The organism is Sphingomonas mali NBRC 15500, assembly GCF_001598415.1.
GTDB lineage: Bacteria > Pseudomonadota > Alphaproteobacteria > Sphingomonadales > Sphingomonadaceae > Sphingomonas > Sphingomonas mali.
Window position 1 is genome coordinate 1 of record NZ_BCYX01000080.1, and the last position, 8,547, is coordinate 8,547.

Sequence of the window (8,547 nt, forward strand, 5' to 3'; positions counted from 1 at the left end):
GGGCGAGCCGCAATGGCTGCTCGCGGATGAGCCGCTGGCGAGCCTCGATCCGGCGCATCAACTCGACCTGCTCGACCGCTTGCGCGGCCAGGCGGCGCGCGGGGTCGGCGTGGTCGTCGTGCTCCACGATCTGGTCCACGCCGCACGCGTCGCGGACGAGATCGTGATGCTGCGCGACGGCCGCGTCTTCGCGTCGGGCCCGCCCGAAGAGGTGCTGACGCAACAGCATTTGCGCGACGCCTTCGGGGTGGACGTGCTGCTGTTCGCGGATGCTGAAGGACGGATGCTCCCGGTCCCGGCGGGTCGTGCAGCTTAGGGTCGATTTCCGACGCGCTGCATCACCTCAACTTCCGTTCGCCCTGAGCCTGTCGAAGGGCGCCCAGCCTCAAGCGCCGCGCATGCGGACAGATGCCCTTCGACAAGCTCAGGGCGAACGGATCTCTAGTTTCAATCGCGACAAAGACGACTTAGCCTAGCCGTCCGCCGATCGCCTGGAGCCAGGTGGACACTGCCTGGATGCGGGACGTCGCGTGCGTATCCTGATGCGTCACCAGCCAGAAGGTGCGGTGAACGGCGACGCTCTCGCCCAGCACGGGTTCGAGCCCGGAATCGTGCTGCGCCATGAAGTCGGGAAGCACCGCGATCCCCCCGCCGGCGGACACCAGCGAACGTTGGACATTGATGCTCGTGCTGCGGACCTGCGGGGTCAGGCCGGGCTCGATCTCGGACAGATAATCGAGCTCGGGGGCATAGATATGCTCGGGGACGTAGCCGACCAGAACGTGCTTGCCGAGGTCGGCGTTGGACGTCGGCCGGCCGTGGCGGTCGAGATAATCGGGCGTGGCATAGAGCCGCAGTCGATAGCGCGCGAACTCGATGGCGCGAAGCTGCGCGCTGCGCGGGCGGGCAAGCATCACCGCGATGTCCGCCTCGCGCTTCGACGGATTGAGGAAGCCCGACGCGGTGATCAGGTCGAGCCGGATGCGCGGATGGCTCGCCTGGAAAGGCGCGATCGCCGGTGCGATCACCCAGGTCGCCAGCCCCTCCGCCACGCTCACCCTGACATGCCCAGCAGGAGCCAGGTCGCCGGCGGGCGCGATCGCGGCGACGATCGCCGATTCGACCGTCTCGGCATGCGCGAGCAGCGCTTCGCCTTCCTCGGTCAGCCGGCGTTCGCCGCCGACCGACTCGAATAGCGGCCGATCGACTCGCGCCGCCAGTCGGGCGAGCCTTCGGCCGACTGTCGTTGCATCGACCCCCAGTGATCGCGCGGCCGGCGCGATACGCTTCGAGCGTGCAACGGCGAGAAAGATACGCAGGTCATCCCAGTTCTGCATCGAGCCATCTGCATTTTTGCATGTTCATTTGGCAATTAAGTAGCCTTGCGTGCGAATTTGCCTAGTGAAATAGAGCATCGAGCCGAACGAGGCCCCAGGAGAGTTGACCATGCGCACCATCGACCATTTCATCGCGGGCTCTGCCGGCGGTGGCGCCACTCGTACCAGCGACGTGTTCGACCCCAATACCGGGCAGGTCCAGGCCAAGGTCAATCTTGGTGCGCAAGCCGATCTCGATCGCGCGGTCGCCGCAGCGCAGGCCGCGCAACCGGCCTGGGCAATGACCAATCCGCAGCGCCGCGCCCGCGTCATGTTCAACTTCAAGGCGCTGGTCGAAAAGAACATGGACGAGCTCGCGCATCTGCTCTCGTCCGAGCATGGCAAGGTGATCGCCGATTCGAAGGGCGACATCCAGCGCGGACTCGAAGTGGTCGAGTTCGCTTGCGGCATCCCGCACGTGCTCAAGGGCGAATATACCCAGGGCGCGGGGCCCGGGATCGACGTCTATTCGATGCGCCAGCCGGTCGGCATCGGGGTCGGCATCACGCCGTTCAATTTCCCCGCGATGATCCCCTTGTGGATGGGCGCCGTCGCCACCGCGTGCGGCAACGCCTTCATCCTCAAGCCGTCGGAGCGCGACCCGTCGGTGCCGGTGCGCCTCGCCGAACTGATGCGCGAAGCTGGCATGCCGGAAGGCATCTTTCAGGTCGTGCACGGCGACAAGGAAATGGTCGACGCGATCCTCGACCATCCCGCGATCGCCGCGGTCAGCTTCGTCGGCTCGTCCGACATCGCGCATTACGTCTATAATCGCGGCGTCGCCGCCGGAAAGCGCGTCCAGGCGATGGGCGGGGCCAAGAACCACGGCATCGTCATGCCCGACGCCGATCTCGATCAGGTCGTCGCCGATCTGTCGGGTGCTGCGTTCGGATCGGCCGGCGAGCGCTGCATGGCGCTCCCGGTTGTCGTACCCGTCGGCGACAAGACCGCCGAGGCGCTCAAGGCCAAATTGATCCCCGCGATCGCGGCGCTGCGCGTCGGCGTGTCGACCGACAATGATGCGCATTACGGCCCGGTGGTCAACGCCGCGCACAAGCAGCGCGTCGAGAACTGGATCCAGACCGGGGTCGACGAAGGCGCCGAACTGGTGGTCGATGGCCGCGGCTTCAAGCTCCAGGGGCATGAAGAAGGGTTCTTCATCGGCCCGTCGCTGTTCGACCATGTCACGCCAGACATGCAGTCGTACAAGGAAGAGATTTTCGGCCCCGTCCTGCAGATCGTCCGCGCCCCCGATTTCGAGACCGCGCTCCGCCTGCCGAGCGATCATCAATACGGCAACGGCGTCGCCATTTTCACTCGCAACGGCCACGCCGCGCGCGAATTCGCCGCGCGGGTCAATGTCGGTATGGTCGGGATCAATGTACCGATCCCGGTACCGGTCGCCTATCACACCTTTGGCGGCTGGAAGCGCTCTGCCTTCGGCGACACCAACCAGCACGGCCTCGAAGGCGTCAAATTCTGGACCAAGGTCAAGACCGTCACCCAACGCTGGCCCGATGGCGGGGTCGGCGACGGCGCCAACGCCTTCGTCATCCCGACAATGGGGTAAGGACGGGGCGGTCGGCGACGATCGCCTCGAACTTCTCATGATAACGCGGGTGCTCCGTTCCCATCCACCGATCCCACCAGGTGAAGTAGAGGCCATAATTGTGCCGGCCTTCGCTATGGTGGAGGTCGTGGTGCGTGGTGGTGGTCAGCCATCCGGTCCAACGGCTGCGGGTGAAGCCCGACCAGGCGAGTTCATGCCCCGAATGGCCGATCGTGTTCCTGATGATCTGGTGGAGCAGGAACGCGAGCACGACCAGCGCGTGGAACGGCACGATCAGCAGGAACAGCGGCAGGAACGCGGCTTCGAACGCTGCCTCGATGGGCGCGAAACTGTACGCGGCCCAGGGCGTCGGCGTGCGCGACATATGATGCGTCATATGCGCGCGGCGGAACAAGGCCTTCAGGTGCAGCGCGCGGTGCATCCAGTAGAAATAGGCGTCGTGCGCGATGACGATCGCGACGAACTCGACGCCCGCCAGCCAGAGCGGCGGCGCGGCCATCGAGACATGGAGGATGCCCATCCGCGCCAAGGCGATCGTCAGCATGGTCGATGCCGCGAAGGTCACCATCGTGATCAGCGAATTGATTACCTCGTGCTGCCAATCGGCGAAGTCGGGCGTGCGCAACTGGATGCGGCGGCTCTCCGTCCAGCGCGCGCCCAGCCACAGCACCAGGGTCACGCCGCCCGCCGCGGCCAGATAGCGGGTCAATTCGATCATATAGCCTTGTGCGCCGCCCATGATGAGCGTTCGGATCGAGTCGGTCATACCAAGCTCCCGTCAAATGATGCGGGCTGTCTGGCCGATCGGATGCAGGCGGTCGCGGCAGTGCCGGAAAAAGCCGGTCGATTCCGGAATCGATCAGCTATTTTCGAAACCGCCCAGCGCCGCGCGGCGCCAGTCGGTCGGGGTCTGGCCGGTGGTGTCGCGGAAGGCGCGGTTGAACGGCGCCAGGCTGCCATATCCCAGGTCCATCGCGATCGTCAGCACCGGCAGCGCGACCTTGGCCGGGTCGCTGAGCCATGCCTGCGCGTCGGCGATGCGGTGCGAATTGAGGAAGTCGGAAAAGTTGCGATAGCCCAGCCGCTGGTTGATCAGCGCACGCAGGCGATGCTCGGGCACGCCGAGCTTGGCAGCGAGGACGCCGATCGACAGGCTGGGCTCGCGATAGACATGGCCGGCCATCGCCGCGTCGAGCTTCTGTTTGAGGACATTGTCGGCGGGCGCGAGGCTCGGCTGCGGCGGCGCAGGGGCGGCCGCATCGAACAGCAGATCGGCATTGCTCGACAACAGCACCGCGCCGAACGCCAGCACCGCGATCAGCGTGCTGCCCGATTGCAGCAGCATCAGCCAGGGGATGGTAACATAGCCGACGATGGTCTCGACCACGACGACCGCGAGCGTCTGCAACCCCACGACGATCACGAAGCCGGTGCGGAACGCGCGGCGCCGCTCGATCAGATCGTCGCCGCGTTCGGTGATCGCGATCCAGATGGCGTGGCCGGCGAGCGCGAAGGACAAGGCATGCTGCGTCACGTCGGCGGTCACCGGCATGCGATGCGTCCAGTAAACCGCCGCGAGGAAATTGATCCAGCAGGCAAGCGTGATCGCGATGGCGATGGCCAGCAGCCGCCGGTCGATGCGGCGTTCGAAGATCAGGTGGGCGAACACCCACAACGCAATCGGCGAGCTCTGCGATCCGAGCTGGACGATCGGCCAGATTCGCATGCTGCGCACATCGATCACCGGCGCGACATCGGCCAGATACGCCGCCACGCTCAGCAACAGCAGCACCGTCGCCCAGCGGATCGGGCGCGGCGCGCGGCCACGGCCGATCACCAGAGCGATCAGCATCAACTGGCCCGCCGACAGCAGGCGCAGCGCGGTATCGATGAGCAGCATCCGCGTCATTGCTCACGCGTTATGGCTTCGCTCCCGACGCGGGTCTATGGCCCTCTCCACTCCGTCCAGACGAGACTTTCCGCATGATCAACCAGTTCGACCTGACCGACGACCAGCGCGAAATCCAGGACCTAGCGCGCAAGTTCACCGCCGATCGCATCACGCCGTTCGCGGCCGAATGGGACGAGAAACGCCATTATCCGGTCGACGTCTGGAAGGCGGCGGGCGAGCTCGGCTTTGGCGCGATCTATGTCGCCGAGGAATCGGGCGGGATAGGGCTCGGCCGGCTCGAGGCGGCGCTGATCATGGAGGCGATGGCCTATGGCTGCCCCGCGACCAGCGCGTACATCTCGATCCATAATATGGCGACCTGGATGATCGACCGTTTCGGCGATCAGGCGATCAAGGATCGTTTCCTTCCGGACCTCGTCAGCATGGACAAGATCGCCAGCTATTGCCTGACCGAGCCCGGCTCCGGCTCCGACGCCGCGGCGCTCAAGACCAGCGCGAAGCGGGACGGCGATCATTACGTCTTGAACGGCACCAAGCAGTTCATCTCCGGCGCTGGCTATAACGATATCTATGTCTGCATGGTCCGCACCGGCGAGGAGAAGTCGAAGGGCATCTCGTGCCTGGTGGTCGAGAAGGATACGCCCGGGCTGTCGTTCGGTGCGCCGGAAAGGAAGCTCGGCTGGAACGCCTCGCCGACCGCGCAGGTGATCTTCGAGGATTGCCGCGTGCCGGTCGAGAACCGGGTCGGCGCGGAGGGCGACGGGTTCCGTTTCGCGATGGCGGGGCTCGACGGCGGGCGGCTCAATATCGGCGCCTGCTCGCTCGGCGGAGCGCAGCGCTGCCTCGATGAGTCGATCAACTACACCAAGGAACGCCAGCAATTCGGCACGCCGGTTGCCGATTTCCAGAACACGCAATTCATGCTGGCCGATATGGCGACCGACCTCGAGGCGGCGCGGGCGCTGCTCTACCTCGCCGCGGCAAAGGTGACCGCCAACGCGCCCGACAAGTCGCGTTTCTCGGCGATGGCGAAGCGGCTGGCGACCGACAATGGCAGCTCGATCGTCGACCGCGCGCTCCAGCTGCACGGAGGGTACGGCTATCTGATGGATTATCCGATCGAGCGCTTCTGGCGCGATTTGCGCGTGCATTCGATCCTGGAGGGGACGAACCAGGTCATGCGGATGATCGTCGGCCGGGATTTGACGCGGCAATGAGGGGATTGATTGGATTCACGCGGAGGCGCGGAGGCGCGAAGATTACGTCGCTTGCCGCACACCAAGCCGCGTTAGCGGCCTCAACGCCCTGCGCGCGCGACGGGCATAAGGGTCTCGCTGTCGCGAGACGGGCGCAGCCTATCCTGTCTCTTCGCGCCTCCGCGCCTCCGCGTGAACAAGAAAGCCTTTGCCGATGAGCGACGTCCTCACCTTCATCGAAGGCAAGGTCGGGCGTATCCGGCTCAACCGGCCCAAGGCGATCCATGCGCTCAATACCGCGATGTGCGCGGCTGTGCTCGACGCGCTGGCGGCGTGGCGCCACGACCCTGCGGTCGAGGCGGTGATGATCGATCATGCCGAGGGCAGGGGTTTCTGCGCCGGCGGCGACATCCGCATGCTTGCGGAAAGCGGGGCGAAGGACGGCGTCGAGGCGCGAGAATTCTTCTTCACCGAATATCGCATGAACCATCGGCTGTTCACCTATGAGAAGCCGGTGGTGGCGTTCATGGACGGCATCACGATGGGCGGCGGCGTCGGCATCTCGCAGCCCGCGCGCTATCGTGTCGCGACCGAGAATACCCGGCTCGCCATGCCGGAGACGGGGATCGGGCTGTTCCCCGATGTCGGCGGCGGCTGGTATCTGTCGCGCCTGCCGGGACGGGTTGGTCAGTATCTCGCGCTGACCGGGCACCGGCTGGACGGGGCCGAGTGCCTCAATCTCGGTCTCGCGAGCGATTATCTGACCAGCGATACGCTCGATGAGGCCAAGGCCCGGATTGCGGCGGCACCGACCGAGATCGAGGAAATCCTCGTCGAGCTGGGATCGCCGGTGCCCGAGGCGAAGATCGTCGCGCACGAACAGGACATCAACCGCCTGTTCGAGTCCGACCGGCTGGAAGACATTTACGCCGCGCTGGAGACCAGCGGTGGAGTTTGGGGCGCTGAAGCGCTGGCGACGCTCAGGACCAAGTCGCCCCAGACGATGAAAGTGTCGCTGCGCCTACTCAAGGAAGGGCGGCAAATGGTCGATTTCGCCGCCGAGATGACGCAGGAATATGCCGTCGGCGCGCGCGTCGTGATGCGCCACGACTTCCTCGAGGGCGTCCGCGCGGTGATCGTCGACAAGGATAATGCGCCGGTCTGGGACCCCGATACCCCCGAAGGCGTCACCGACGAATTGATCGACGCGATCTTTGCGCCGCTGCCGGCCGATGAAGCATGGACACCGCAATGAGCATAGAAACGCCCGATCTGCTCTATCATCGTATCAAACGCGCCTGGGCGCCCGAGACGGTGTCGACGCCGTTCGACCCCGCCAATCCCTGCCGCAACCAATGCGCGGTGACGGCGCTGGCGGTGCAGCGGCTGATGGGTGGCGACATCGTCAAGACGCGAACCAAGGGCGGCACGCATTTCTACAATCTGATCGACGGCCGCTATTGGGACCTGGCCGCCGACCAGTTCGACGAACCGATTCCCTATGAAAACCTGCCGGCCTCGGCCGACGAGGCGTTCGAGCATGCGACTTCCGCACAGCTCGACGCGTTGTTGGCCAATATCGCGTCGGCGCGCTGACGGAGCCTGCAATGACATATGAGACAATCCTGGTCGACCGGCGCGACGGCGGCGTCACGCTGATCACGCTCAACCGGCCGCAGGCGCTGAACGCGCTCAACAATCAGGTGCTGGGCGAATTGGTCGCGGCGCTGCAGGCGTTCGACGCCGACCCGTCGCAGGGCTGCGCCGTGCTGACCGGCAGCGAAAAGGCGTTCGCCGCGGGCGCCGACATCAAGGAGATGCAACCGCAGTCGTTCGGCGACATGTATGGCGGCAATTATTTCGCCGGCTGGGAGATGTTCACCCGTACGCGCAAGCCGATGATCGCGGCGGTTGCCGGCTTCGCGCTCGGTGGCGGCTGCGAGCTGGCGATGATGTGCGACTTCATCCTGGCGGCCGACACCGCCAAGTTCGGCCAGCCCGAGATCAAGCTCGCGGTGGCACCCGGCATGGGCGGCTCGCAGCGCCTGACTCGCGCGGTCGGCAAGGCCAAGGCGATGGAGATGTGCCTGACCGGCCGCTTCATGGACGCCGAAGAAGCCGAGCGCGCCGGCCTGGTGTCGCGGATCATCCCGGCGGCCGACCTGGTCGAGGAAGCGGTCAAGACCGCCGCGACGATCGCCGGCATGGCGCCGCTCGCGGTCATCGCCAACAAGGAAATGGTCAACGCCGCGTTCGAGACGACGCTGATGCAGGGCGTGCAGTTCGAACGCCGGCTGTTCCATGGCCTGTTCGGGACGGAAGATCAGAAGGAAGGCATGGCCGCGTTCGTCGAGAAGCGGCCGGGCGTTTGGAAGGGTAAGTAATAGCTCCCTCGCCCCTCCGCAGGAGGGGAGAGGGTTGCGGAGACTTGGCGGCTTGCCGCCTAGTCGTAGCTGGGAGAGGGGTGGGTCGAGCGCAGCTCGACGCGAGCCA

The 8,547-nt window shown here is 65.6% G+C and carries 8 protein-coding genes and 1 pseudogene; 6 read left to right on the plus strand and 3 right to left on the minus strand.

Annotated features, from left to right (window positions below; all coding sequences use genetic code 11):
• Nucleotides 1-316 (plus strand): annotated as a pseudogene (locus SMA01S_RS24950) (ABC transporter ATP-binding protein); the annotation flags it as partial.
• Nucleotides 317-467: 151 nt separating this feature from the next.
• Here the strand turns inward: SMA01S_RS24950 and SMA01S_RS23615 are convergent.
• Complete coding sequence (locus SMA01S_RS23615; protein WP_066827867.1) at nt 468-1,337, minus strand: LysR family transcriptional regulator; 870 nt, start codon at nt 1,335-1,337, stop codon at nt 468-470.
• A 109-nt stretch (nt 1,338-1,446) separates the two neighbouring features.
• Between SMA01S_RS23615 and SMA01S_RS23620 the strand changes: the two genes are divergently transcribed.
• The gene (locus SMA01S_RS23620; protein ID WP_066827869.1) at nt 1,447-2,946 is read left to right on the plus strand and encodes a CoA-acylating methylmalonate-semialdehyde dehydrogenase; all 1,500 of its coding nucleotides are present in this window, start codon (nt 1,447-1,449) and stop codon (nt 2,944-2,946) included.
• On the opposite strand, the gene SMA01S_RS23625 is transcribed toward SMA01S_RS23620, so the two are convergent.
• Both SMA01S_RS23625 and SMA01S_RS23630 read right to left on the minus strand, forming a co-directional pair.
• Nucleotides 2,927-3,712, minus strand: coding sequence for a sterol desaturase family protein (locus SMA01S_RS23625; protein WP_066827871.1), 786 nt, complete (start codon nt 3,710-3,712; stop codon nt 2,927-2,929). The genes SMA01S_RS23620 and SMA01S_RS23625 overlap by 20 nt on opposite strands.
• 93 nt (nt 3,713-3,805) lie before the next feature.
• Nucleotides 3,806-4,855, minus strand: a complete 1,050-nt coding sequence (locus SMA01S_RS23630) for an AraC family transcriptional regulator (RefSeq protein ID WP_066827873.1) — start codon at nt 4,853-4,855, stop codon at nt 3,806-3,808.
• Between the two features lie 74 nt (nt 4,856-4,929).
• Between SMA01S_RS23630 and SMA01S_RS23635 the strand changes: the two genes are divergently transcribed.
• The 4 genes from SMA01S_RS23635 to SMA01S_RS23650 all read left to right on the plus strand — a co-directional run bounded on the left by SMA01S_RS23635 (nt 4,930) and on the right by SMA01S_RS23650 (nt 8,438).
• Complete coding sequence (locus SMA01S_RS23635; protein ID WP_066827875.1) at nt 4,930-6,075, plus strand: acyl-CoA dehydrogenase family protein; 1,146 nt, start codon at nt 4,930-4,932, stop codon at nt 6,073-6,075.
• A gap of 193 nt (nt 6,076-6,268) precedes the next feature.
• Nucleotides 6,269-7,309 (plus strand): enoyl-CoA hydratase/isomerase family protein, encoded by a 1,041-nt coding sequence (locus SMA01S_RS23640; RefSeq protein ID WP_066827877.1) that lies wholly within the window; start codon nt 6,269-6,271, stop codon nt 7,307-7,309.
• On the plus strand, nt 7,306-7,650 hold the full coding sequence (locus SMA01S_RS23645) for a YunG family protein (protein ID WP_174543183.1): 345 nt from the start codon (nt 7,306-7,308) through the stop codon (nt 7,648-7,650). Before SMA01S_RS23640 ends, SMA01S_RS23645 begins: the two co-directional genes overlap by 4 nt.
• Before the next feature lie 11 nt (nt 7,651-7,661).
• Nucleotides 7,662-8,438: an enoyl-CoA hydratase gene (locus tag SMA01S_RS23650; protein WP_066827883.1), complete on the plus strand. Its 777-nt coding sequence runs from the start codon at nt 7,662-7,664 to the stop codon at nt 8,436-8,438.
• The last annotated feature ends 109 nt before the right edge of the window (nt 8,439-8,547 follow it).

Bases quoted from the DNA above. Each gene is read 5' to 3' on its own strand.
- SMA01S_RS23615 (WP_066827867.1), bottom strand. From the start codon at position 1,337: ATGCAGAACTGGGATGACCTGCGTATCTTTCTCGCCGTTGCACGCTCG.
- SMA01S_RS23620 (WP_066827869.1), top strand. From the start codon at position 1,447: ATGCGCACCATCGACCATTTCATCGCGGGCTCTGCCGGCGGTGGCGCC.
- SMA01S_RS23625 (WP_066827871.1), bottom strand. From the start codon at position 3,712: ATGACCGACTCGATCCGAACGCTCATCATGGGCGGCGCACAAGGCTAT.
- SMA01S_RS23630 (WP_066827873.1), bottom strand. From the start codon at position 4,855: ATGACGCGGATGCTGCTCATCGATACCGCGCTGCGCCTGCTGTCGGCG.
- SMA01S_RS23635 (WP_066827875.1), top strand. From the start codon at position 4,930: ATGATCAACCAGTTCGACCTGACCGACGACCAGCGCGAAATCCAGGAC.
- SMA01S_RS23640 (WP_066827877.1), top strand. From the start codon at position 6,269: ATGAGCGACGTCCTCACCTTCATCGAAGGCAAGGTCGGGCGTATCCGG.
- SMA01S_RS23645 (WP_174543183.1), top strand. From the start codon at position 7,306: ATGAGCATAGAAACGCCCGATCTGCTCTATCATCGTATCAAACGCGCC.
- SMA01S_RS23650 (WP_066827883.1), top strand. From the start codon at position 7,662: ATGACATATGAGACAATCCTGGTCGACCGGCGCGACGGCGGCGTCACG.